Source organism: Bradyrhizobium cajani (assembly GCF_009759665.1).
GTDB lineage: Bacteria > Pseudomonadota > Alphaproteobacteria > Rhizobiales > Xanthobacteraceae > Bradyrhizobium > Bradyrhizobium cajani.
The window spans coordinates 348,926-372,143 of sequence record NZ_WQNE01000001.1; the positions used below are offsets into that span (position 1 = coordinate 348,926).

Sequence of the window (23,218 nt, forward strand, 5' to 3'; positions counted from 1 at the left end):
CACCTCACGGTGGACACGGCGGGACATGGCGCTTCTTGACGACGTAATCGATGCCAGCGGCGGAATGTCCCGCTGGAACAGTCTGGACCGGTTCACGCTCCATCTTTCGGTCGGCGGAACGCTGGTCTCCAGCGCCGGGCACGCCAGGGAATTCAAGGATGTGACGGCGGAAGGCTCGACGCGGGCGCAATCGGTCCGCTTCACCGGCATCACCGGGGGCGAACATTCGGGCTCCTTTCAACCGGATGCCATTACGATCGAGGACCTAGATGGTGAGGTCCTGCGGACCTGGCGCAATCCGAGCCTTGCGTTTCCCGAGGCCGGCCTCCCTGCGCTCGCGGACGAACTGCACCTCGTCTTCTTCTGCGGCGTCGCGATCTGGAATCATCTGACGACGCCGTTCCTGCTTGCCCATCCCGATGTCGTGGTGGAGGAGCTGACGCCATGGCGCGAGAACAGCGAAACGTGGCGGCGGCTGCGGGCGCAATTCCCCGCACACCTGATCATGCTCGCGCAAGAGCAGACCTTCTATTTCGACGAGAACGCCCTGCAACGGCGGATGGATCACGACCTCTTCGGGATGAAGGTCGCACATTTCTCCTGGGCTCATGACAGCTTCGGCGGCCTCGTTGTGCCGACGCTTCGGCGTACGCAGACGCTGCGCCCTGACGGAACCGCAATCGCCAAACCCGTGCTGATGGACGTCGAGATCTTCGACGCCGCCTTCGAGTAGCGACGGCGATTGATGCGATGAATTGAAAAGCTTCCATGGAATCAACCGTCCTGCGGCCAGCTGTCGCACCGCTCGCTCACACAACAACTAACAACTCCTAATCACCACTAACGAGCGTCCTGGCGCGCTCGCGCCTATTCTCCGACCATAGCGAACGCAGGACTTGTGCGTTCGCCGGCCGCCGCAAGCGGCCGCGAAGCCGAGAGAGGACGAACGATGTTGACCGATTTGCAGGCCGCGCGTGCCTGGATGCAATTTCCCGGCAGCCGATGCGATCTCGAGGTCTCCCACGAGACGCAGGCAATCGTCCGGGAAAGCGGATGGCGCCGGATCGATCGCACGGAGGCGGCCATTGAGGACATCATGATCTCGCGATGGGAAGATTCGCGGGAGGCTTCGTCGCATGAAGCGACGACGCCTGAGGATCGCTATTTCGTCGGCATCGCCCTCACGACGACGCGCGCGAAGCTGACCCGGGATCGTCAGATCGTTTTCGACGGCACCATGCCCGCGGGCACGCTCTATGTCAGCGCGCCGTCGAGGTCTCTCGCCGCACAATTCCAGTCGCCTTGCGCCTTTGTGCACGTCCTGATCTCCGCGGATCATTTCCCGGCGCAATTGCCAACGACCGAAACGCTCGACGATCTCGTTCTGCTGCGCGATCCGCTCGCTGCCGAGCTCGTCAAGGCGCTGGTCGAGCACGGCGATGCTGCGGACCGCGAATTCGCGCACTGCATCGGCCAGACCCTTGCGATGCATCTCGCCCGGCTGGAGCCGCCACGCGCCAGGGTCAACGCCTTGCCGAAGTGGCGGTTGCGGCGTGTCGAGCGGTATATCGCCGATCATTTCGAGCGCTGCATCAGCCTGTCTGAGCTCGCCCATGTGGCAGGCTTGTCCAGAATGCATTTCGCGGCCCAATTCCGTGCTGCGACCGGCTATCGTCCGCGCGAATATCTGCTCAATCACCGGGTCGAGCACGCGAAGATGCTGCTTGCAACGACCGAGCGGCCCTTGACCGAGATCGCACTCGCCGTGGGATTCAGCACGCAGGCTCATTTTTCAACCGTCTTCAGGCGCATCAGCGGCCAGCCTCCGGCACGCTGGCGCCTCGCCAACAAAGGCGAGCGGCCTGAGCTCGAAGCGCCTCCGCGGCGGCGTGCTGCTTCGGACAGGGACTGGATCGCCGCTGCCGCGTAGCTCATTCCGGCGAATTGACAAACGGCGTGGGATCGAGAGTGGAGTGGGCCGCTCGCTCCTTCCACACCGTCATTGCGAGCGCAGCGAAGCAATCCAGAGTCTTTCCGCGGAGGGATTCTGGATTGCTTCGCTGCGCTCGCAATGACGGAGTATGAGGCAACAGCGTCGCTCCTCCGGCTAACATTTTGAATCGCAGACACACCCTCGCATCCTCGCGGCGCATTTCACCCGAGCTTTGCTTCGTCGCGCCACCCCCTTGATCCAAGAGGGCGCAGGGAAGGCCGGGTGCCAGCTAGCACCCGCGGTCCGCTGCGCGAGATGTAGCGCAGAGAAACCGCACAGCAGCATACAGGTGAAGCCCAACACACGGCCTTCCCTGCGCGATGGTTGGACGGCTTATGCCGTGCTCTCCCGGGAGCCGAGTTCCTTCTGGCCTCCCTCACCTTCGCGAAAGTCGCCGGCACCGCGCCGGTTGACGCGACTGCCGCATCCGCCAGGGCTTGACCGTAGCAACGACGGCCAGGACCACACGGTTTTGCCGTACGCACGGCGCGCTGTTCGCCGCAGTTTTCCCAGCCCTGTCGACCAAGCTGGAAACTTACAGGCGAGACGAACCTGACAGCGCCGTTCGTCCGCGCGCGGTCTCGGGCTCACGGAGAGCAATCCGCCCTGCCCTTGACCTCTCGCGCCCGACGCTGCCGCGTCCACCGCAGGCCCGGCCCTGCGACCATCACGACACATGACCGCCCCTCAAGGGTGAGCCGGGATGGGCGACACATACGCCAATTCCGAAATTCGGTAAAGCGGAATGTTTTTGCGTGCTGGGATTGACAGATGGCGACACAGGCGGACGCGTCGCCCGGATGGAGCGGAAGCGTAATCCGGGAAAGTGCCGATGCCGAGCGAAAGCTCCCGGATTACGCGGAGCCTCTCATCGGGCGGCGCTTCGCGCCGACCCGTTGGCTCCATCCGGCTACGGACCGCCCCTACACCGGATCGAATGCCCGGATCGGCGGCAGATTGCCCGTGAACTTCTCCACTTCGACCGCGGTGAGCTGCCCCGTGCAGCCTTGCGCGAAGGACGAGGTGCCGATGTCGCGGGTCAGCACGTTCGGATTGCCGTGGACGCAGAGCGGCGCATCGTCCTCGGGGGCTTCGGGATCGTACCAGGCCCCGGTCGGAAGCTGGACGACGCCGGGCGCGATGCCGTCGGTGACGTGGACCGCGGCGAGGCAGGCGCCGCGGTCGTTGAACAGGCGGATGATGTCGCCATCCTTGATGCCGCGTGCATTCGCGTCACGCGGGTTCATGCGCGCGACCTCGCGGCCGCGATGTTTGGCGCCAAGCGAATGTCCACCGAAATCGAGCTGGCTGTGCAGGCGCGTCACCGGCTGGTTGGCGACCAGGAAGCACGGCGCGCCCGGTTTCGGCATGTCGGTCTTCTCCAGCCAGACCGGATGGCCGGGGCAATCCGCATCGCCATGGTCCGCGATCTTTTGCGAAAAGATCTCGATGCGGCCGCTCGGCGTCGGCAGGGCGTGATTGACCGGATCTTCGCGAAAGCGCCGCAGCCGGCCGCCATCGTCGGGCTGCTGCGGCACGACGAGGCTGCCGCGCCGCCAGAATTCCTCGAAGCTTGGGGCCTCGAGACCGCGCGCTTCGAGCGAGGCTCGGGTCGGCTCATACAGATGCTCGAGCCACTGCCGCGACGTACGCCCCTCGGTGAAGGGTTCACGCGCCCCGAGACGCTCGGCAAGATCGACGAAAATCTCGTAGTCGTCGCGCGCCAAACCGAACGGCTCGGCGATCTCGTGCATGGCGACCATCAAGGCATCGTTGGAGGAGTAGCCGATGTCCTCGCGTTCGAGCGTCATCGTCGAGGGCAGCACGATATCGGCGTGCCGCGCCGTCGCGGTCCAGGCGAGTTCGTGCACGACCAGCGTGTCGACCTTTGCAAAGGCCTTGCGCAGGCGGTTGATGTCCTGGTGATGATGGAAGGGATTGCCGCCGGCCCAATAGACGAGGCGGATGTCCGGATAGGTGCGCGTCTCGCCGTTGTAGCGATAGGTGGTGCCAGGGTTGAGCAGCATGTCGGCGATGCGCGCCACCGGAATGAAGTCCCTGACGCCATTGCGGCCCTGCCCCAGCGTCGGCCCCGGGACGTCGTTGACGCGGCGGCCGTAATAGCCGATCGCTCCGAGCGAATAGGCATAGCCGCCGCCGGGAAGACCGATCTGACCGAGCGCGGCGGCCAGCACCATGCCCATCCACACCGGCTGCTCGCCATGTTCGGCGCGCTGGAGCGAATGGGAGACGGTGATGAGCGCACGCTTGCCGGCAAGCCGACGTGCCAGCGTGCGGATCGTCTCCGCGTCGACGCCGCAGATCGCGGCCGCCCATTCGGCGTGCTTCGCTTGCCCATCGCTCTCACCGGTGAGATAGCGCAGAAAGACCGGCCATCCTTCGGTGTAGCGATCGAGGAAAGACTGATCGTGCAGGCCTTCGCTCACCAGCGTGTGGACGACGCCGAGCATCAGCGCGGTGTCGGTGCCTGGCACGCAAGTCATCCATTCGGCACCGGCCTCGACCGGCAGATCGTCGCGCAGCGGGCTGACCAGGATGAACTCGCAGCCGCGACGGCGCGCAGCTTCCATCGCGCCGCGCTCGACATGCTTGCTGATGGAACCGCCGGCCACCATGGAGTTCTTCAGCGCCATGCCACCGAACGCCAGCACGATGTCGGTCTCGGTCGCGATCTGCTCCCAGGTCACGTTGCGCTTGGTGATGTCCTCGTAGCCGCAGAGGATCTGCGGCAGCAGCACTGAGGACGCACCGGAGGAATAGGTGTTCACCGAGCGCACGTAGCCGCCCATCGCGATGTTGAGGAAGCGATGCACCTGGCTCTGGGCGTGATGGAAGCGCCCCGCGCTCGACCAGCCATAGGAGCCGCCGAACACGGCGCCGGGCCCGCGCGTGTCGCGGATGCGTGCCAACTCGTCGCCGAGGAGATCGAGCGCCTTCTCCCAGCTCACGGAGACGAATTCATCGCGGCCGCGCCGATCATCCGGACCGGGGCCGCGCTCGAGCCAGCCGCGGCGGATCGCCGGCTGGCCGATCCGCGCCTGGTGGCGCAACGCGCCGGGAAAGTTGTCGATGATGCCGTTCGGGTCGGGATCCCCCGCATAGGCCCTGACCTCCAACCCGGCCGCGCCTTGCCGCGCCGAGAACACACCCCAATGCGAGGTGTGCGGCTTGAAGCCGTCCGAGAGGTCGAGGCCCGGGTCGGGGAAACCAATCGTATCGTCCATCATCTGATTCCTCATCCCGGTCCCGGCCCGGCTGCACCTTGACAATCCGCCGGGCAGTATACTGATCCACCCCTCAATGTCATTGTGATCAGGGTTGAGGAAACGCCGGGTCCCCACGCGCTGAGCAATGAGCGCCAATGGGACACCAGCGAATTCAGCAGCGATCTAGTTGCAGAAAGGCGGCCAGGGCGGAAGTTTCGGCCACTCCGTCGGGAAATAGCAGCGCCGGCCCGCGGATTCTGACGTCGCGCGGACGCCGCTGCCGTTGCTTGCAAAGCGAGCGCCAGCAAGACTGAGGCGAGCACCATCGGAGACTCTGCTTCGCGCCTCTGCCGCGCTTGTCAGCGCGCTCGCGGCGAGCAACACGCTCGCCAGAACCACGATAAATCGTTTCATTGTCGGTTACTCCTTTTTTTCTCAGCTGCAAATCCTGACCGGTTCGAAAATGCGCTTGCTAGCGCGCAGCCCCCGCGACGATTGTCCTGCAGAAGTCGAAGGTGACGCGGCCATAGAGGGCGCCCGAACCGGGCTCCGAAGTTGCGAGGCGATAGGAATTGCCGAGAACACGGGCGATCTCGAACAATCCCATGACCTCATGGTGCGCCACCGCCGAGTGAATGCCGATCAGCTGCAGCAACAGGGCCTGAATGCCGACACTGTTCATGACGGTCCCACTCCGGCACGCGGCAGCGGCAGGAATTGCGCGAGATAGGCGCTCCTCCACTGATACGGCGTATCGCCGGCGAAACGCTTGAACACCGTGGTGAAATGCGCCTGGGTCTGGAATCCGACGGTCAAGGCGATGTCGACGAGCGAGACGTCGGCCCGCTTCAGCAGGTCCTGAGCGCGTTCGATCCGCCGCTTCAGCAGATATTCGTGAGGCCGCATTCCGACGGCCGCCCGGAACTGCGCGGCAAAGTGCATCCGGCTCAGGCCGGCAACGGTGGCGAGATGCTGCAACGTGACCTTGCCGCTCAGATTCTCGTCGACATATTGCAACACGCGCTTGAGGCGCCATTTCTGCAGCGACCGCACCGACCGGCATCGCTCGCCATCGGCCGGATCGACCGCGCTGCGTTCGGCGGCCGTCTGCCGGCTGGCCCTGCGGGTCAGGATGGCAAGACGCAACGCGTCTGCAAGGATGGCGGAGTGGGCATGATCGGTGGCCTCGGTTGCCGCGAGCGCATCGGAGAGGCGCCGCATCACCGGGTCCGTGAATTCGCCGACACCGGCATCCCGATCGGCCTCGACGGAGACGCGCGCAAGGCGTTTCGCCGAGACCCTGAAGCCGCGTTCGTCGCCGGCAGATCTCCGCGCATCCGGCGCCGGCGCCTCGATGGCCAGAGCGACATCGAGGTGAACGAGAGAGAGCGTCATCGCCTTCCCGCCGGTGCGATCCGGACGTCCCGCAGGCCCGGTCCGCCGGTCATCGATCGCCGAGACGTCGATCGAGCCGACGACATGATCCTTCGCGCCTTGCGGGTGTGACATCTGTAGCGACATCGTCGAACCTCCTTGTCCCGTTTTCGATCCGGCAAGCCGCGCTGGCTTGTCCGAATGTCATGGGGACAGACTAGTCCGACGGCCCACACGCTCCATTCTACGCGCGGGTGCATCGATAAGTTCTCGGGTTGACCGAGTCATACCTAGGTATGATCGCAACATCGCCGACACTCGCGGTGCCGACACGGAGCCGCGCCGGCCAATGAACCTCACCCTGCGGTAAGTTGACGCGCTCGCCGCACCCCAATTTCACGCAAAACCCTTGTTTTGCCGAAGAATGCTCCGCAAGCGTGCTCGCGCGAATTTGAACTGCGCGAAACGTCTTCCAAGAGAGCACGAAAATCACATTTCCGGATGTTGTCGGCGCAATCAAATCGCGGCATCAACGGAGACGGAATGATGGGAGCGACCACCAGCGACGATGACTGCTCATGATCGGGCCACGGGTTCATCCATGAGCCGCGCCGGCTTGCGGTTCTGGTCCGCCGTCCTTGCCGTCGCGGTTTTCCTGGTAGACGTGCTGACGCCGCTCGAGGGCGCGGTCGCGGTGCTCTACGTCGTTGCGATCCTGCTCGCGGCGAGGACGAACCGGCGCAACGACATCATCGTCGCGGCGACCGGCTGCGCGCTCCTGACGGTCTCCGCCTATCTGTTGTCGCACGATCTGGAAGCCATCGCCTCACCCGCCGTTCGCGCGGTGGTGAGCCTTGCAGCCATTGGAATCGCGACCCTGCTGGCGCTGCAGAACTACGCGGCGACGAGCCGCCTCGCGGCGCAGGCGCGCCTGCTCAACCTGTCGCACGACATGATCTTCGTCAGGGACCGCGGCGGTGTCATCACGTTCTGGAACAAGGCCGCTGAACAGGCCTATGGCTGGCCGGCCGAGGACGCCATCGGCCGGCTCGCCGACGATCTCCTGCAAACGAGATATCCCGACCGGCGCGAGACCATCGAGGCAACCCTGCTCGAAACCGGCCGATGGGAAGGCAGAGTGGAGCAGCGGACGAAAGCCGGAGTCGCGCTCACCGTGGATGCCCGATGGGCGCTCCAGCAAAACCATCTCGGCAAGCCGATCGGGGTGCTCGAAACCCACACCGACGTCACCGACCGCGTGGCGGCGCATACCGCGCTGGTGCAGAGCGAGCAGCGATACCGCCGGATGTTCGATGCCAGCCGGATCGGCGTGGTCGAGGAAGACTGGAGCGGGCTCCGGACCGCGCTAAAATCGCTGGACACCGGCGAAGCCGGTCTGCGCGACCATCTCGCGCGAAACCCGGATTTCGTCCGGCAGGCTCGCCGGCTCGCGAAGATCACCGACGTCAATCCGGCCCTGCAAAAGATGGTTGGGGCGAACGGCCCTTCGGCGTTCATCGAGAATGTGGACAGGCTTCTCGGCGAGAACGACATCAGTTTCCTGGGCGCGTTGGTGGCATTTGCGCAGGGCGAGCCGTTCTACGAAGGGGAGACCGAGCTCGCCAGGTTGGACGGAAGCAGGGTTCCCGTGCTGTTCACGATCACGTTCCCGGCAGCGCCGCAAGGCGACCGCAACGTGCTCGCTTTCGTCGTCGACATCACCGAGCGCCAGCAGGCGCAGGACGCCTTGCTCGCGGCGCAGGCGGAACTCGCTCACGCGGCGCGCGTCGCGACGCTCGGCGAACTCTCCGCATCCATCGCCCATGAAGTCAATCAACCCCTGGCGGCCATCGTCACCAGCGGCCAGGCCGGCTTGCGGTGGCTGCGCCGCGATGTGCCCGACCTGAACGAGGTTGCTGCCACGATCACCCACGTCGTCTCCGAAGGCCGCCGCGCCAGCGAGATCGTGACCCGCATCCGGGCGTTCCTGAAGAAGACACCGGCTCAGCAGGCCGTACTTCAGATCGGCGAGATCATCGAGGAAGCAGCCTCGCTGGTCGCGCACGAGCTCGCAAGGGACGACGTCGTCCTCACAATCGAGGCGGAGCCTGGCTTGCGGCCAGTTCGGGGCGATCGCGTCCAGCTTCAGCAGGTCCTCGTCAATCTGCTGATCAATGCCGGCCAGGCCATGTCGGACCAACCCGGCGCCCGCACCATCACACTGCGCGCCGGCGCCGTCGACGGCGAGAGGCTCGCCATCACGGTGCAGGATAGCGGCCCCGGCATCATGCCCGACGATTTGCCGCGCCTGTTCGATCCGTTCTTCACGACGAAGGACGGCGGGATGGGCATGGGACTTGCGATCTGCCGAACCACCGTGGAAGCTCACGGCGGCCAGTTGTCGGCAGAGAGCACCCCCGGCGCGGGAGCGACATTCCGATTGACACTGCCATACAGCCAAGAACACACCCCGCCATGACACGACCGGACCAAGCGCATCCGCAGCCTCATGCAGTCGTCATCATCGTCGATGACGATGCAGGCATCCGCGCCTCGCTCGACAGCCTGTTTCGATCCGTCGGCCTCGAGACGCGCCTGTTCGCCTCGCCGGCCGAGTTGCTCGGCGGCTCGCTGCCCGATGGCCCCGGCTGTATCGTGCTGGACGTGCGGCTTCCGGGCGTGAGCGGGCTCGATCTGCAGGGGCAGCTGACCCGCCAGGGCATCGGCTTTCCGATCATCTTCATGACCGGCCACGGCGACATTCCGATGTCAGTGCGCGCCATGAAGGCCGGCGCCGTCGACTTCCTCTCCAAGCCGTTCCGCGACCAGGACATGCTCGATGCCGTGACGGCAGCGCTCGAGCGTGATGCGCAGCGCCGTGCCGAAGCCGCCACGAAGGACGACATCCGCGCCCAATACGAGACCTTGACGGCGCGCGAGCGCGAGGTGATGGGCCATGTCACCGCCGGCCTGATGAACAAGCAGGTCGCAGGCCTGATCGGCCTCAGCGAGATCACGGTCAAGATCCACCGCGGGAACGTGATGCGGAAAATGGGCGTCCGCTCGCTGGCCGACCTCGTCCGCAAGGCCGAGGCGCTCGGGATTTCCCAAAACCGGAAGACTACGGACCAAACCTGAGTATAATTCCGGTGGGACTGCCCCGAGGTGCATAAGACGCCATCGGCCGCGTGTGGCGGGAGATTTCCTCCTTGCGGAACACGGCGGTCAGGAGTGTCAATGGCCAAGACCCCGGTGATTGCAATCGTGGACGACGACGAAGGCGTTCGCGCGTCGCTCGCGAGCCTCGTGCGTTCACTCGGCTATGAGGCCCATGCCTACAAGTCCGGCGTCGACTTTTTGCAGGAACCGCCGCAAGACGATCCGGCCTGCATGATCGCCGACGTCCAGATGCCGATCATCACCGGCGATGAATTGCAGGCACGGCTGGTCGCCTCCGGCCGCCGCTTCCCGATCATCTTCATGACCGCGTTTCCCAGCGACACCGTGCGCCAGCGCGTGATGGCGGCGGGCGCCCATTGCTACCTCGGCAAGCCCTCCAGCGGCGACGAGATCATCCGCTGCCTCGAAGAGGCGTTGGCAGGCCACGCGTCGCACTAAAGCGGCCCCGGCCGAGCACGGCGTGCATTCCCGCAAGCGGGTTGGTGGACCGGAAATACCGGCGGTCACCGCAAATCTCATATTCGCATCCGATTTCGCGACAGCGGCGGGCTGATTGCCTTTGCCGGGAACGGATGAATCACGATGCCGGGGAGCACCACCAATACTGCTGACGGAAGCCGTGCAGTGGTGTTCGCCGGGTTTCCGGTGAGTTCCTGGGTCTTCGCGCTGCGCGTGTGGCTGGCGATGCTCCTCGCACTCTATGTGAGCTTCTGGCTCGAGCTCGAATCTCCGTCGTCGGCGGCCCTCACCGTAGCGGTGCTGGCGCTGCCCACGCGCGGCCAGGGTATGGAAAAGGCCGGTTACCGGCTGTTCGCGACTGCGCTCGGCGTGGCGGCATCGATCGCGATCGCCGGCATGTTCTCGCAGACAGGCGGTCTGCTCCTCGCTGTGTTCGGCATCTGGATTGGGCTCTGCGTCTATGTGGCAGGCATGCTGGACGGCAATCGCGCCTATGCGGCGGCGCTCTGCTGCATCACCGTCGCCCTGATTGCCATTGAGCAGATCGACAGCCCGCTCCAGGTGTTCCCGACCGGCGTCGCACGGGGCGCGGCGATCGGGATCGGCGTCCTTGCGGTGGCGCTGGTCAACGAGGTGCTGGCCGCGCCGGACTATCACCCGGTTCTGGCGAGCCGGCTCGAAGCACTGCATCGCCGCGTCACCGAGTTCGCGCAAGCCGCCCTCCGCGGCGAGGCTTCATCCACGACCTCTGCCGCGGACATGCTGCGCGATATCGCGGCGCTGCATCCGGAAATCGCAAGCCTCACCACGGAATCGAGCATCGGCGCGGCGCGAACCGCAGCCGCGCGTTCGGCGATGGTGGACCTCGTCGGCGAGCTCTCGCTCGCCCGCGCGCTTGCCGCCGTGCCGGCCGCATCCGCGACGGCAGGGCATGATGCAGAGGACGGCGGATCCAGCCTGATGACGATATGCCGGGCCCAGCTGCGCAGCGAGATCATGCGCAGGAATGCCGACGTGCGCGACAGCCTCGCAGCGCTGCGGGCCGGAACCCATCCCCTGCGGCAATGGCGTGCGTCGCTGTACCGATCCCGTCGCATTGCAGCCGAAGGTGCCGTCAGGGCCGCAATCCACTTCACCCTCATCGCAATCATCTTCGTGATGGCGGGATGGCCGACCACCGAGCTCTGCCTTGCGCTCGCCGCAGTGATCATCGGTTTGAGTGCGACGGCTCCGGATCCACGCGCCTTCACCAAGCTGGCGGTTCTCGCCATGCCGATCGCATGCCTGCTTGCAGGCATCCTGAAATATCTCGTCTTCAACGGCGTATCCGAGTTTCAACTGCTGGCGATTGGCCTCGCACCCGTCGTGATCGGCACGGCGCTCCTGATCTCGCTGCCGAGCCGCGCGCTGTCGCCGCTCGGCCGGCTCACCCTCGTGTTCACGCTTGCCGTCCTGGCACCGAGCAATCCGCAGAGCTACGACCCGGAAGTGTTTCTGGTAACGTGTCTCTTTGCCCAGCTTTCTTCGGTTCTGGTGTTTGCGGCGCAGCTCCTGCTGCCATCCCTGTCCGGCGACCGGCGGATCCGGCTGCTGCTGGACGAGGCCCGTCGTGAGCTGAGCCATCCCCGAGCGCGGCATCTTGCGCCGGAGGAAGCCGCGTTTCGCGAAGCCGCGCGGATCGAGCAGATCTTGACGGCGAATGGCGGCACGACGGCCTCCCCTCAGGTCATCGTCGAAGCCATGCGCTGCTTCGACCAGGCGGTGGTGCTGCGACGATGCTGTGCCGAACTGGACCGCCTGGCAGAGGGCCCGCTCGCCGCGGCGGCACATGAGGCGCGCGCGGCACTTGCCCGGCGGGATGGGCGCGCAATCCTGGCTGCCGCGGAGGCTCTGCGCCGGACAGCCGCGCAAGCCCACGCAGCAGCCGATCCGGTCCTTGCCGCGCTCGTTCCGGCAGGCATCGCATTCGCGCCGTCTCAAACTCCAGCCCAGGGATGACATCATGACGAACACCTATCGTGAGCTCGTCCTAGGCGGCGTGCTGGTTGCCCCCATCGTGTCCTATGCGGCAACGGCGCTGCTCGCATTCCTGTTGCTCCGCCCGGTGCTGCGTCTGGTCGGATTCACGAGGTTCTTCAGCAACCCGTCGCTGGCCGAGCTCTGCCTCTACGTGTCGATGTTCGGCCTGCTCGCGCTGTTCTTCTAGGGAGACAATCATGGACGCCAGCGTGCCCCGAGATGCCGACGCCGTGGAGCGCTCCGGCATGGCAGAGACCGTGGCGCGCGATACCCGCGATAGCACAGCGGATGGCGATAAAGCCTCCTGGCAGGCGATGCCATCGGCGACGTCGCGGCGCACGACCGTCGCGCGGTTCATGGCCGGCGCCGGCAAGCATCTTGCCACGCTCGCCATCGCGCTGATCGCCATCCTGATATCGGTTGCGACCTGGCAGCATTATGTCACCGCGCCCTGGACGCGGAACGGCAGCGTGCGCGTGCAGGTCGCCAACGTCGCGCCGCAGATTGCGGGCAAGATCGTGGAGCTGCGGGTCGCGGACAATCAGTTCGTCCACAGGGGTGACGTGCTTTACGTCATCGATCCCTTCGACTTCGACGTCGCCGTCCGCATCGGCAAGGCGCTCGTCGATCAGCGCGCGGCGGATCTGGTGGTGAAGCAAGCCGAGTTCGACCGGCGCCAGCATCTGTCCAATCTGGCAACGACACCCGAGGAGCAGCAGATCTTCGCCGGCAACGCCATGCAGGCAAAGGCCGCCTATGCAGCAGCCGCGCACCAGCTTGCGCAGGCGGAATTGAACCTGAAGCGCACCAGCGTACTCAGCCCCGTCGATGGCTACGTCACGAACCTCCTGCTGCGCGTCGGCGACTATGCCGTTGTCGGCGTCAGCAACGTCTCCATCATCGATTCCAACAGCTTCTGGATCGACGGCTATTTCGAGGAGACCAAGATGGCCCGTGTCTGCATCGGCGATCGCGTCGAGGCGCAGCTCATCGGCTACGCGAAGCCGGTTCTGGGACATGTGAAGAGCGTGACCCGTGGTGTCAGCGTGTCGAACGCAGCGGCGGGCACGCAAGGCTTGCCCAACGTCGATCCCATCTACACCTGGGTGCGGCTTGCGCAGCGCGTACCGGTTCGCGTCGCCATCGACACGGTGCCGCCGGACGTGCCCCTTGTCTCCGGCATGACAGCAACGGTGACGATCCGGCAGCCGGAAGCGGACGATCGCCCAACCTGGTCTCACCGGTTCCGTACGACCTTCGTGGAGCCAATCTCCGAAGTGTTCGGTGCAGGCCTTCCGCCGCGCGTGAACTGTCTTCAGCCTGCATCCCAGCAGCGCCCCGAGGTGGAAGCCCTTCCCTACGCGCGGGTGCCTGCAATTCCGACCGCGGAAGAGATTGCGCCTGGCCTCAGCCCCGGCATCGATGCCTCGCCGCGCGTTCCTGAATCCGGCCAGGCCTCCCGGCCAGAATGAGGAGCGCCGCATCGCGCTCCTGATCCAGCCCGCGTCGTGCCCTAACACCGGGACTCACGGCCAAGCCTTTCATCCATTGAGCCAATTTACGCTTGTTGCGACATCCGACCGCACCCATCGTCTTCGCAAAATCTAACACGCTTTAAGCAACCCTAACGAGCCTTATGACAGGACCGGGCATATCGTTCGAGCATGAACCAATGGTTTTCGGCGGCCGTCACGGCGGCAGCGGAATCCGAGAGATGGGACGAACGATGCTCACCGATATGCAAGCGGCCGGCGCCTGGTTGACCTATCAACCCAGCCCCCGCGAACCGGATTGTTTCCCTCAGCGGGCGCGCGCATTTCCCCACGAACGAAAATGGCGCCAACCCGAGCCACGCGCGGGCCTTGCGCCCGAGGACATCACGATCTCGCGCTGGACCTGTGCGCAAACGGCCGTCGGGTACGAGGAAGCGACGACGCCTCCCGACCGTTACTTCTTCTCCGTCGCCCTGAAGACGACCCGTCTCAAGCTGACCAGAGGCAACCAGACCATCTTCGACGGCATCATGCCGGCTGGCACGCTCTATGTCGGCGCACCGTCGAAGCCGCTCTGCGCACAGTTTCATGCGCCGTGCGATTTCCTGCACTTCCACGTCTCGGTCAATTGCCTTCCATCTCCGCACCCTGGAACCGAGCCGCTCACGCCCGAAGGCCTGAACGATCTCGTTGTGCTGCGCGACCCGTTCGCCGAGCAGCTCGCAAAGGCGCTGACCGAGCACGACCATTTGGCGGATCAGGAATTCGCCCGCTGTATCGCCCGGACTCTGGCGATGCATGTCGCTCGTCGCGAACTGCCGCGCGCGAAGGTCAACGCCCTGCCGAAATGGCGCCTGCGCCGCGTCGAAGAATATGTCAGGACGCATTTCGACCACTGCATCTGCCTGTCGGACCTCGCCGACGTCGCAGGATTGTCGCGGATGCACTTCGCAGCGCAATTCCGCGCCGCGACCGGATACCGGCCCCGCGAGTACCTGCTGCACCAGCGCATCGAGCACGCGAAAACGCTGCTGGCGAACTCCGAGACATCCCTGGCCGAAGTGGCACTCGCGGTCGGCTTTTGCACGCAGGCGCATTTCTCGACCGTCTTCAAACGGATTACGGGCGACACACCGGCACGCTGGCGATGTGCCAGCCGGAACGCGCTCGCCTCGACCCGGCCCGCGGGCGTCCTGCCGGCGGACCTTCGTGAATCATGCGAAACGAGAAACAGCCTGCCTATGTGAAATACTCCGCCAGGCAGATCGCCGATGATACGGATGTTAGTGACTGAGACCCCCAAGTCACGGCTCGAGCCTCTCCTCCCAGGCATACGAGCATTAGGGCCGTCCTTTGCCCCAAAGGACGGCCCCTTTTTTTCGGCAGCATTGCGAACGAACGAGGGCATCGGCCGTTCGAGCGCGGAAGGGCCAGCCTTCATATTTGATATTTGTATTTCACTGGTCGCCAAGGTGCCGTGCAAGCCAGGCCCGCACGCCCTGAAGGCTCCTGAAATCATCCAGCGAGCGCGCCGGAAGATCGGGCCAGATGCCCGCAACCATCCGGCTCAGCGCATGCCCCGGCCCGAGTTCGAGAAACGCCGTCGCGCCGGCTTCGAGGCAGCCTTGCAAGCAATTGGCCCATTGCACCGTTTGCGAGATCTGTGCGGCGAGCTTGTCGAGCCCAACCTCGGCGGAGACGACAGGGGCGCCATCGATGCCGCTCAGGATGCGCGCGCCTGTCACCGGCGGGAACGCCACCGACGCCGACCGCAAGACTTCACGAAACACGGTCGATGCCCCGGCGAGCCGTTGGGTGTGGGAGGCGACCTCAACCGGCAGATCGACGATCCTTGCGCGCATCGCCCTTGCGTCGGCGGCGACCGCGCTCAATGCCTCCCGGCCACCGCCGAGCACAAAGGCATCGCCCGGATTGACGATGGCGATCGCCGCGCCATGGCGTTCGCAAAGGCGGCCGACGTCGCCACGTGAAAGGCCGCGTACGAAGATCAAGCCGTCGCCGGGGTGCGCGTCGGCATCCATGGCTTCCGCCCGGCGCGCCACGATGTCGAGCGTGACGGCCGCTTCCAGGAGACCTCCTACGCCCCAGGCCGCGACCTCGCCGACGCTATAGCCGGCAATGACGGCAGCAGACGGAACGGCGTCATCGAGCGCGGCCGCTGCGGCCAGCGCCTGCAAGGTGCATAAGATCTGGCCGGATCGGTTGCGATGCAGAGCCCCGTCGGTTTCGCTACGCACGAAATCGCGGGGATCCCTGCCGCCCAGCAATGCCTTGGCCCCTGCAAACAGGTGTGCAGCCTCCGGTGCATCACCGGTGAGGGCGAACATGTCCCGATGCTGCCCGCCTTGTCCCGCGCACAGGATCGCGAGCGTCATCGTCGCGGCCTAATTGGGAAAGAGCAAGGCGATCGCAATCGCCATGGTCGCGATGCTGACCCCCGTGCTCGCGATGACCATCGATCCCGCCGTTGCAGAATCCAGCCGGTAATTGACCGCAAACAAGATGCCGAAAAAGCCTGAAGGCACGGCGCCGATCAGAATGGCTATCTTCGCGGTGTCCGGCGCGATCGGGATGACGTGAACGACCGCGACGGCCAGCAGCGGCCGGACGATGTTCGAGGCCACCGTTGCGCCGGCGATCCTCCAATCCAGCCGGAACGATTGCGCCGACAGAATGGCACCGGTGAGAAACAGGGCGACGCCCGCCGCCGAACTCCCGATCAGCGCGAGGCTCGCATGAGCAAGCGCATCGAGGCTCAGATCCGACAACGAGAACAGAATGCCGAGCGCAGGCGCGAGCACCACGGGTTTCGTGATCGCACGCCCGACTGCCGTCAGGACCTGCCGCGCCGTCATTTCGTCGCCACGCCCCTCGGCGGCGCCCATCTCCGCCATGATCAGGGTGAGCGGACTGATGAGGATCGAGCCCGTCGCCAATGCGACGGCGACCGGAACGGTGCCAGCCGGTCCAACGACGGACGTCAGGAGCGGAAGACCCACGCCAGCGAGATTCGGAAAGCCGATCGTCAGCGCCTGCAACGATGCCTCGGGCCGGGAGACCCGGGAGAAACTGCGCGCGGCGAAATACCAGGCAGCATAGAGCAGCAGCATCGTTACGCCGAGCACCATGAAGAGCGGGACCTGTTCGATCATCTCACGGCGCGAGGCGGAAGCGGTCGCCGCAAACAGGGCGGCCGGCACCGCAAAATCCATCACGAGCGCATTGAGCGCATCGACATGAAGACTATCGACGATGTGGAACTTGCCGGCGGCGTATCCCAGTAACAGGACAAAGAACACCGGCACCAGTGCCATCAGGATGACATGGGACATCATCGGCCCGGCGCCTGTCGGGCAGCGACGAAGAGCGTCATGGCAAGCAGATCGGCCGAACCGCCCGGGCTGAGACGGCGGGCGACAAAGCTCTCATGGATCGATTGCGCCCGTGCACGCCATCCGGTCGCCCGCACGCCGCCGGCTTCGATGAAACGACGCGCCTCACGACGCGCAAAGCAAAGGCCATCGAGCCCGCCGCGATGCAGCAGATTGGTGTCTTCGACGGCTGCGATCAGCGCGAAGCAGGTTTCGACCCGAGCCGCCTCGGCATCCCCGGGGACGGCGGTCGCTGCTCCCCGCAGGGCGGGCAAGCCGGTGCGGTAGACGCTGGGGAATCCTCTCGCCGCTTCGAGACGGGCTCCGCCCGCATGAAAGCGGCGGCGAGCAGCGCTGCCATGGCTGTGCAGCAACACCGGACCGTCGAGGATGCTCGCGCCCCAGAGCCGCGCCACGACGTCGCCGAGCGACAGCGCCGGATCGATCCATCCGCCGGCCCTCGCACCGGCCGCGGCGCATAACAGGCCGAGCCCGAAGATCGCCCCGCGATGGGTGTTGACGCCCGAGGTCGCCACAAGCATCGCCCGTTCGGCCTCGAGCCCAATGATCCGCAGCCGCCCCAGGCCGCAACCAAGCGCCCCCGCATCAGCGAGATGTTGAAAATAAGGCTTGATCGCCGCAGCGCTGCGGCGAAACGTGCCGGCGTCCATGTCGTCGTGACTGCCATTGTCGACGTGACTGACGAGGCCCGGCTTCGGCCAGGTCTCCAGCTCCATGACGAGACAATCGGCGGCGAGATCGCCGATGGCGCCAACGTCGGACGCGATTTGCGCCCGGCGCGGAACGAAGGGTTCGATGCCTCGTGCGGCCGAGGTGATCATGTTCCCGACGCTCCCGAAACGAAACGATCTCTGTCCAGCAGGGCTGCGTTGCCGATGGTCTTGACCAGAAGCTCGCGCGCGCCGCCGTGGAATTCGCGCCAGTTCACCGCCGCACCATCGACGCGCATCAACTCGCCATCGAGCCGCATCGGCGCTTCGGCCTCGATCGCCGCCACGTCCGCCGCCAGACGATCCAGATCGGTTTCGCGACCGAACTCGAGCAGGATGTCGAGGTCGGAACGGGCGGTCAGGTAATCGAGCCCGGTCAACGACTGCCATGCGAGGCTGCCGAACACGCGCAGGTCCACCGAATGGCGAAGCGCGAGCCGGTCGAGCCGATCGAGCGTCGGCCACCAGCTCTGCGGCGCGGAGATGCGCGCCACCTGTAGCGAGGGCGGTCTCACAACCGAGGCGATGTGGTCGATGTCGGTGAGGAAAGAGAGCCGCTTCTTGCCGGCAGAGGGCGGCAACGGCAGGCCCAGCGCGAGGCCGGGGGTCTCGCATGGCAGTGCGCGCCGCCTGATCGTCGGCCATCCCATCACGGGCCAGCACGCGACCCAAGGATCCGCCGCGAGATCGCCGTGCGCCGCGAACATGGCGCGCCAGCCTTGCGGGCTAACAAAGACGAGGTCGTGCCGGCCGGCCGGCCGCTCACCGGACTTGCAAAGCGAGGTCACGAACGCGCTCCGAGATATCGGCGGCCTTCGGCCGGCCGCCACGCTGCTTGCCGAGCGCATCCCGCCGATCGTGCGCGGCCGGCATGTCGGCGAGCAGCGCCTCCAACTGGCTGGCGAGCGGAGCGGCATCGTTCCAGATCATGTGAACGGCGCCCATCTGCTCGAGGTTGGACAGGCCTGGGGCAAAGACCGGCGTCGATTTCGCCTTCTCCTCGAGGGCCTCCATCGACAGCTTGGTGACCCTCGCCATCGACGGCAGGTCCATCACCGCGGGCTCGGCGCCGGGCAATCCGACCAGCACGCGGGTCGCAAGACCGGTCGCGAGCAGGGCCCCGGCCGCCGAGTGGCCGTAGAGAAGGCCGATGGTCGGGCGGCCGTTCATGTCCGCATGGATCAGCACCTTCGCCAGATGCGCGAGGAATTCATTGAGCCCGAGCAGCTCGTCTCGCTTGCTCATGCGCTGGCTGTCGCTGTCCACCAGCACCAGGATCGGCCCGCTTCCGCGGTCGATCGACTCCAGGACATGTTCGGACAGTCTGATGGCCTCGTTGACGCCCAGCGCCGTCCGGTCCGCAACGCCAATGACGAGCATCCTGCCGCCGGACCGCAGCGTCGCCGTTCCGGCCACAACGCCATCATCCTTTCTGACCTCATGGCCATCGGGAAACAGGGAGACGAGAATCTCATCGAGCGTCACGGCTGGTCCTCCCGATCCTGTCGGCAAGCGCAATGAACCGGTCGGCCGGCAAGTCCGGCACCGTCTCCGCATCCGCAACGCCCTCGGCGGTCCAGATGTCGACGGCGTCCTTGCAGGTGCCGAAACGGCGCAACCTGCCGGCCAGACGCTCGTGCTCCGCCTTGAGCCGGTCCGGGCCGAAAGCACCGACCAGGCCGATCAGCTCGAGCGCGGCCTCGCGAAAATCCTGCACAGTATCGTCGGCGAAAACGTCGGCGGCACCGAGCAGACGCCGGTGCTTGCCGCCCATCGTGCGCCAGACCAGCGCGCGATCGCGGGAGTCGAACTCCTCGACACCACGATTGGTCTCGATCACCTCGGGCCCTGATACCGCGATACGCCCCGGCTCCGACACCGCGAGCGCCGAGCAACAGCCCGCGATCAGGCCGCCGCCGCCATAGCAGCCGGACCGCCCGCCAATCAGGCCGATCACCTTCGCGCCGGCGGTGCGCGCTTCCATCACCGCGCGCATGATCTCGGCGATGGCGAGCTCGCCCGCATTGGCTTCCTGCAACCGGACGCCGCCGGTGTCGAACAAGATCAGGACGGGGATCGAGCCGATCTCGCGCGCCGCGCGGAGCAGCCCCGTGAGCTTGGCGCCGTGCACCTCGCCGAAGGCGCCGCCCATGAAGCGCCCCTCCTGCGCGGCGACGAATACCGGCGAGCCTTCCAGGCGGGCGTGACCAACGACGATACCGTCATCGAACTGCTCGGGCAGGTCGAAGATCCTCAGATGCGGACTGACCTCGCGCTGCTCCGGCCCGATGAACTCGACGAGACTGCCGGCATCGAGCATCAGCTCCAGCCGGGTGCGTGCCGATGCCTCGTTGAAGCTGGTGCGGCGGGCCCGCTGGGCACGGGCGACGTCGTCGAGCGAGGCGGTCATTGGCCGTCCTCCGCGATCAACCGGACCGCCTGCGCCAGCCGAAGCGAAACCGTGTCGGGACGCGCGCCGCCATCATTGATGGAGAACTTCAGCCCGCCGGGCGAATAGCGCTCGACGAAATCACCGATCACGGCGCTCCAGATCTCGCCGAAGCCCATCGCCGCGGTCCTGATGTCGACGACGCATTGCGCATCCGGCAACGCGCGCTCCACCAGCACCTCCAGATTGCCCGAGGCGACCACGCCGACGACCGCGCTCCGTCTGGTGCCGCTCGCGCGCGCGCGAACCTGATGTTGAAAGTTGAGATCTTCCATGGCCCGTCCTCACCAGTTCCTGAATTTCGACGGCGGCGCGTAGAGCCCGCCGGACCAGCGCACGAGATCCTTGATCGAACGCGCCGCCAGCAGGCTTCGATCGGCATCGAGCGGATTGATGCCGAGATCCTCGGGCCGCCGGATCACGCCGCGTTCGCGCAGCTGCGCGACCATGGCGCGATCCCGCCGGCGGCCGACGTCGGTGTAGCCGGCTACGCCGCGGATCGCCTGCTCGCGCTCCTGCGCGGTGCGGCACAACAGCAGGTTCGCCACGCCTTCCTCGGTGACGATGTGCGTGACGTCGTCGCCGTAGATCATCACCGGCGCGAGCTCGAGCTTCAGCTTCTCCGCGAGCTCGATCGCGTCGAGCCTCTCGACGAACAGCGGCACGTTCTTGTCGCCGAAGGTCTCTCCGATCTGGACCACCAGCTTGCGGCCGCGGCGCAGCGCCGCCGGACTGTCGGGATCTGCCTCGGCGCCAGCCTTCAGCCAGGGCTCGCTCGGATGACGCCGCCCGCGGGCATCCGCCCCCATGTTCGGTGCGCCGCCGAAGCCGGCGATGCGCGAGGTGGTGACGGTCGAGGAGTTTCCCGCCAGATCGATCTGGAGCGTCGAGCCGATGAACATGTCGCAGGCATAGAGCCCGGCGGTCTGGCAGAAGGCGCGGTTGGAACGCAACGAGCCGTCGGGGCCCGTGAAATAGACGTCGGATCTGGCGCGGATGTAGTCGTCCATGCCGACCTCCGAACCGAACGAGTGAATTTGCCGGACCCAGCCGGACTCGATCGCGGGAATCAGCGCGGGATGCGGGTTCAATGCGAAATGCGTTGCGATCCTGCCCTTCAGCCCGAGCCGCTCGGCGAAGGTCGGCAGCAGGAGCTCGATCGCGGCCGTGCTGAAGCCGATGCCATGATTGAGCCGCTGCACGCCGTAATGTGCATAGATGCCCTTGATCGCGAGCATCGCGGTCAGGATCTGCCCCTCGGTGATCGCGGCCGGATCGCGCGTGAACAGCGGCTCGACGAAGAACGGCTTGTCGGACTTGACGATGAAATGAACCCGGTCCGCCGGGATGTCGACCCGCGGAACCTGCTCGACGATCTCGTTGACCTGCGCGATCACGACGCCGTCCTTGAACGCCGTCGCCTCCACCACGGTCGGCGTGTCCTCGGTGTTCGGACCGGTGTAGAGGTTTCCGTCGCGGTCGGCGCTGACGGCAGCGATGAGTGCGACGTGGGGCGTCAGGTCGATGAAGTAGCGGGCGAACAATTCGAGATAGGTGTGAACCGCGCCGAGCTCGATCTTGCCGCCGAACAGCATGCGCGCGATGCGGGCCGATTGCGGCCCCGAATAGGCGTAGTCCAGCTTCTTGGCGACCCCGCGGTCGAACAGATCCAGATGTTCGGGGAGAACGACGCCCGACTGCACCATGTGCAGATCGTTCACCCTGGAGAGATCGACCGCCAGCAGCGCGCGGCTGAGCAGATCGGCCTGCTTCTGATTGTCTCCTTCCAGACAGACCCGGTCGCCCGGCCGTATCACGGCCTCGAGCAGGCGCGTGGCATCGCGCGCTTGCACGACCTTGCCATGGGCAAGTCCCGCCCCTGCGGCGATGCGGGCATCGCGCGCACCGCGGTTGTTCTGCCAGCTCGTCATGGCCTTGGCTCCTCGGCGCGCCTCATCGTCGCGCTCCAGCCCGTGATGGCTGCCGGTCGTCTCGATCAGGTTCATGGAACTCTCGGGTGTGGCAGTCGGGCCGGCGGGAGTGCTGTCTCTCCCGCCGTCCTTCCTTCGGCCGGCCGTGCGTCAGGACCGGCAAAATGCGTCGTCAGCGGGTGGCCGGTTGATCGATGCTGCGTGCGGCGCGGGTGATGACGGCCGCCACTTCCTTCGGATGCGATTCGTAGACCGAGTGACTTGCACCCGGAATCACGGTGGTGTGGCTCTTGGCGCGCTCATAGTACCAGCGCTCGAGATCGGGATTGATGATCTGGTCGCCGCCGGCAACGATGCCCCAGCTCGGCTTGGTCTTCCACGCCGCCGCCGTCAGCGGCGTGCTGAACACCTGCGCCGCGGCCGGGACCTGGGACCGTGCGACGAATTCGGCCCGCTCGCGCGGCAGATCGGGCGCGAACAGTTTGGGGAATTGCACCGGATCGAGATAGGTGAACTTGTCGGGCGTGACCTTGATGACGCCTTCGGTCTTTCCAAGCACGCTCGGCGTCTTCTTGCCGAGCGCGGACTCGTCCTCGCCGACGTCGGGCGCGTGCGCGGCGACGTAGACGAGGCCGACGACGCTGGGATGAACACCTGCTTCCGTGATGATCGAGCCGCCATAGCTGTGGCCGACGAGCAGCGTCGGGCCATCCTGGAGATCGAGGATCCGCTTCGCCGCCGTGACGTCATCGGCGAACGACGTCTCCGGCTCCTGGACCATGGTGACGCGGAAACCTTCCTTGACCAGGATCTCGTAGACCGGCTTCCAGCCGGATGCGTCCACCCAGGCGCCGTGGACCAGCACGATGTTCTTCAAGGGCTCCGCACGCGCCGTGTCGACGGTCGCGAATAGCGAAACAGCGGCAGCGAAGGCGAGGCAGGCGTGGCGAGGTTTCATGTCGGGATCACT

At 65.8% G+C, this 23,218-nt stretch carries 21 protein-coding genes; 9 read left to right on the top strand and 12 right to left on the bottom strand.

What is annotated here, in order from left to right; translation table 11 throughout:
• Positions 1-25 precede the first annotated feature (25 nt).
• Positions 26-733 (top strand): hypothetical protein, encoded by a 708-nt coding sequence (locus GPL20_RS01620; RefSeq protein ID WP_157327051.1) that lies wholly within the window; start codon positions 26-28, stop codon positions 731-733.
• Positions 734-949: 216 nt separating this feature from the next.
• Entirely contained in the window at positions 950-1,930 is a 981-nt protein-coding gene (locus GPL20_RS01625) for an AraC family transcriptional regulator (protein WP_157327052.1), read from the top strand.
• A gap of 986 nt (positions 1,931-2,916) precedes the next feature.
• On the opposite strand, the gene GPL20_RS01635 is transcribed toward GPL20_RS01625, so the two are convergent.
• From GPL20_RS01635 to GPL20_RS01645, 3 genes are all read right to left on the bottom strand, one after another.
• A complete protein-coding gene (locus GPL20_RS01635) occupies positions 2,917-5,238 on the bottom strand; it encodes a molybdopterin guanine dinucleotide-containing S/N-oxide reductase (protein ID WP_157327443.1) in 2,322 nt (773 codons plus the stop codon).
• Positions 5,239-5,692: 454 nt separating this feature from the next.
• On the bottom strand, positions 5,693-5,902 hold the full coding sequence (locus GPL20_RS01640) for a hypothetical protein (RefSeq protein WP_157327053.1): 210 nt from the start codon (positions 5,900-5,902) through the stop codon (positions 5,693-5,695).
• Positions 5,899-6,741, bottom strand: coding sequence for a helix-turn-helix domain-containing protein (locus tag GPL20_RS01645; protein ID WP_157327054.1), 843 nt, complete (start codon positions 6,739-6,741; stop codon positions 5,899-5,901). The genes GPL20_RS01640 and GPL20_RS01645 overlap by 4 nt, the downstream gene beginning before the upstream one ends.
• Positions 6,742-7,195: 454 nt before the next feature.
• On the opposite strand from GPL20_RS01645, the gene GPL20_RS01650 reads away from it, so the two are divergent.
• The 7 genes from GPL20_RS01650 (at position 7,196) to GPL20_RS01680 (ending at position 14,992) form a co-directional block, all read left to right on the top strand.
• Positions 7,196-9,073 (top strand): PAS domain-containing sensor histidine kinase, encoded by a 1,878-nt coding sequence (locus GPL20_RS01650; RefSeq protein WP_246249982.1) that lies wholly within the window; start codon positions 7,196-7,198, stop codon positions 9,071-9,073.
• The gene (locus tag GPL20_RS01655; RefSeq protein WP_157327056.1) at positions 9,070-9,732 is read left to right on the top strand and encodes a response regulator transcription factor; all 663 of its coding nucleotides are present in this window, start codon (positions 9,070-9,072) and stop codon (positions 9,730-9,732) included. The genes GPL20_RS01650 and GPL20_RS01655 overlap by 4 nt, the downstream gene beginning before the upstream one ends.
• 99 nt (positions 9,733-9,831) lie before the next feature.
• The gene (locus GPL20_RS01660; RefSeq protein WP_157327058.1) at positions 9,832-10,212 is read left to right on the top strand and encodes a response regulator transcription factor; all 381 of its coding nucleotides are present in this window, start codon (positions 9,832-9,834) and stop codon (positions 10,210-10,212) included.
• Between the two features lie 144 nt (positions 10,213-10,356).
• A complete protein-coding gene (locus GPL20_RS01665; RefSeq protein WP_157327060.1) occupies positions 10,357-12,231 on the top strand; it encodes an FUSC family protein in 1,875 nt (624 codons plus the stop codon).
• A gap of 4 nt (positions 12,232-12,235) precedes the next feature.
• Complete coding sequence (locus GPL20_RS01670; protein WP_157327062.1) at positions 12,236-12,439, top strand: DUF1656 domain-containing protein; 204 nt, start codon at positions 12,236-12,238, stop codon at positions 12,437-12,439.
• Positions 12,440-12,449: 10 nt separating this feature from the next.
• Complete coding sequence (locus tag GPL20_RS01675) at positions 12,450-13,724, top strand: HlyD family secretion protein (RefSeq protein ID WP_157327064.1); 1,275 nt, start codon at positions 12,450-12,452, stop codon at positions 13,722-13,724.
• A gap of 254 nt (positions 13,725-13,978) precedes the next feature.
• On the top strand, positions 13,979-14,992 hold the full coding sequence (locus GPL20_RS01680) for a helix-turn-helix domain-containing protein (RefSeq protein ID WP_157327067.1): 1,014 nt from the start codon (positions 13,979-13,981) through the stop codon (positions 14,990-14,992).
• 210 nt (positions 14,993-15,202) lie between these two features.
• Here GPL20_RS01680 and GPL20_RS01685 read toward each other — a convergent pair whose 3' ends face one another.
• From GPL20_RS01685 to GPL20_RS01725, 9 genes are all read right to left on the bottom strand, one after another.
• Entirely contained in the window at positions 15,203-16,141 is a 939-nt protein-coding gene (locus tag GPL20_RS01685; protein ID WP_157327069.1) for an acyltransferase domain-containing protein, read from the bottom strand.
• 9 nt (positions 16,142-16,150) lie between these two features.
• Positions 16,151-17,101 carry an AEC family transporter gene (locus tag GPL20_RS01690; RefSeq protein ID WP_157327072.1) on the bottom strand — a complete coding sequence of 317 codons (951 nt, stop codon included), beginning with the start codon at positions 17,099-17,101 and terminating at the stop codon, positions 16,151-16,153.
• Complete coding sequence (gene mdcB, locus GPL20_RS01695; RefSeq protein ID WP_157327073.1) at positions 17,098-17,979, bottom strand: triphosphoribosyl-dephospho-CoA synthase MdcB; 882 nt, start codon at positions 17,977-17,979, stop codon at positions 17,098-17,100. The genes GPL20_RS01690 and mdcB overlap by 4 nt, the downstream gene beginning before the upstream one ends.
• A complete protein-coding gene (gene mdcG, locus GPL20_RS01700) occupies positions 17,976-18,656 on the bottom strand; it encodes a malonate decarboxylase holo-[acyl-carrier-protein] synthase (protein ID WP_254125025.1) in 681 nt (226 codons plus the stop codon). The genes mdcB and mdcG overlap by 4 nt, the downstream gene beginning before the upstream one ends.
• Positions 18,631-19,353: a biotin-independent malonate decarboxylase subunit gamma gene (gene mdcE, locus GPL20_RS01705; protein WP_254125027.1), complete on the bottom strand. Its 723-nt coding sequence runs from the start codon at positions 19,351-19,353 to the stop codon at positions 18,631-18,633. The genes mdcG and mdcE overlap by 26 nt, the downstream gene beginning before the upstream one ends.
• Positions 19,340-20,278, bottom strand: coding sequence for a biotin-independent malonate decarboxylase subunit beta (locus GPL20_RS01710; RefSeq protein ID WP_157327077.1), 939 nt, complete (start codon positions 20,276-20,278; stop codon positions 19,340-19,342). The genes mdcE and GPL20_RS01710 overlap by 14 nt, the downstream gene beginning before the upstream one ends.
• Entirely contained in the window at positions 20,275-20,592 is a 318-nt protein-coding gene (gene mdcC / locus GPL20_RS01715; RefSeq protein ID WP_157327079.1) for a malonate decarboxylase acyl carrier protein, read from the bottom strand. The genes GPL20_RS01710 and mdcC overlap by 4 nt, the downstream gene beginning before the upstream one ends.
• 9 nt (positions 20,593-20,601) lie before the next feature.
• Entirely contained in the window at positions 20,602-22,248 is a 1,647-nt protein-coding gene (gene mdcA, locus GPL20_RS01720; protein WP_157327445.1) for a malonate decarboxylase subunit alpha, read from the bottom strand.
• Positions 22,249-22,420: 172 nt separating this feature from the next.
• Positions 22,421-23,206, bottom strand: a complete 786-nt coding sequence (locus GPL20_RS01725; RefSeq protein ID WP_157327081.1) for an alpha/beta hydrolase — start codon at positions 23,204-23,206, stop codon at positions 22,421-22,423.
• Positions 23,207-23,218 lie beyond the last annotated feature (12 nt).

Bases quoted from the DNA above. Each gene is read 5' to 3' on its own strand.
- mdcB (WP_157327073.1), bottom strand. From the start codon at position 17,979: ATGATCACCTCGGCCGCACGAGGCATCGAACCCTTCGTTCCGCGCCGG.
- GPL20_RS01620 (WP_157327051.1), top strand. From the start codon at position 26: ATGGCGCTTCTTGACGACGTAATCGATGCCAGCGGCGGAATGTCCCGC.
- GPL20_RS01665 (WP_157327060.1), top strand. From the start codon at position 10,357: ATGCCGGGGAGCACCACCAATACTGCTGACGGAAGCCGTGCAGTGGTG.
- GPL20_RS01690 (WP_157327072.1), bottom strand. From the start codon at position 17,101: ATGATGTCCCATGTCATCCTGATGGCACTGGTGCCGGTGTTCTTTGTC.
- GPL20_RS01675 (WP_157327064.1), top strand. From the start codon at position 12,450: ATGGACGCCAGCGTGCCCCGAGATGCCGACGCCGTGGAGCGCTCCGGC.
- GPL20_RS01710 (WP_157327077.1), bottom strand. From the start codon at position 20,278: ATGACCGCCTCGCTCGACGACGTCGCCCGTGCCCAGCGGGCCCGCCGC.
- GPL20_RS01655 (WP_157327056.1), top strand. From the start codon at position 9,070: ATGACACGACCGGACCAAGCGCATCCGCAGCCTCATGCAGTCGTCATC.
- GPL20_RS01670 (WP_157327062.1), top strand. From the start codon at position 12,236: ATGACGAACACCTATCGTGAGCTCGTCCTAGGCGGCGTGCTGGTTGCC.
- GPL20_RS01725 (WP_157327081.1), bottom strand. From the start codon at position 23,206: ATGAAACCTCGCCACGCCTGCCTCGCCTTCGCTGCCGCTGTTTCGCTA.
- GPL20_RS01680 (WP_157327067.1), top strand. From the start codon at position 13,979: ATGCTCACCGATATGCAAGCGGCCGGCGCCTGGTTGACCTATCAACCC.
- mdcC (WP_157327079.1), bottom strand. From the start codon at position 20,592: ATGGAAGATCTCAACTTTCAACATCAGGTTCGCGCGCGCGCGAGCGGC.
- GPL20_RS01635 (WP_157327443.1), bottom strand. From the start codon at position 5,238: ATGGACGATACGATTGGTTTCCCCGACCCGGGCCTCGACCTCTCGGAC.
- GPL20_RS01625 (WP_157327052.1), top strand. From the start codon at position 950: ATGTTGACCGATTTGCAGGCCGCGCGTGCCTGGATGCAATTTCCCGGC.
- mdcA (WP_157327445.1), bottom strand. From the start codon at position 22,248: ATGACGAGCTGGCAGAACAACCGCGGTGCGCGCGATGCCCGCATCGCC.
- GPL20_RS01640 (WP_157327053.1), bottom strand. From the start codon at position 5,902: ATGAACAGTGTCGGCATTCAGGCCCTGTTGCTGCAGCTGATCGGCATT.
- GPL20_RS01650 (WP_246249982.1), top strand. From the start codon at position 7,196: ATGAGCCGCGCCGGCTTGCGGTTCTGGTCCGCCGTCCTTGCCGTCGCG.
- GPL20_RS01660 (WP_157327058.1), top strand. From the start codon at position 9,832: ATGGCCAAGACCCCGGTGATTGCAATCGTGGACGACGACGAAGGCGTT.
- GPL20_RS01685 (WP_157327069.1), bottom strand. From the start codon at position 16,141: ATGACGCTCGCGATCCTGTGCGCGGGACAAGGCGGGCAGCATCGGGAC.
- GPL20_RS01645 (WP_157327054.1), bottom strand. From the start codon at position 6,741: ATGTCGCTACAGATGTCACACCCGCAAGGCGCGAAGGATCATGTCGTC.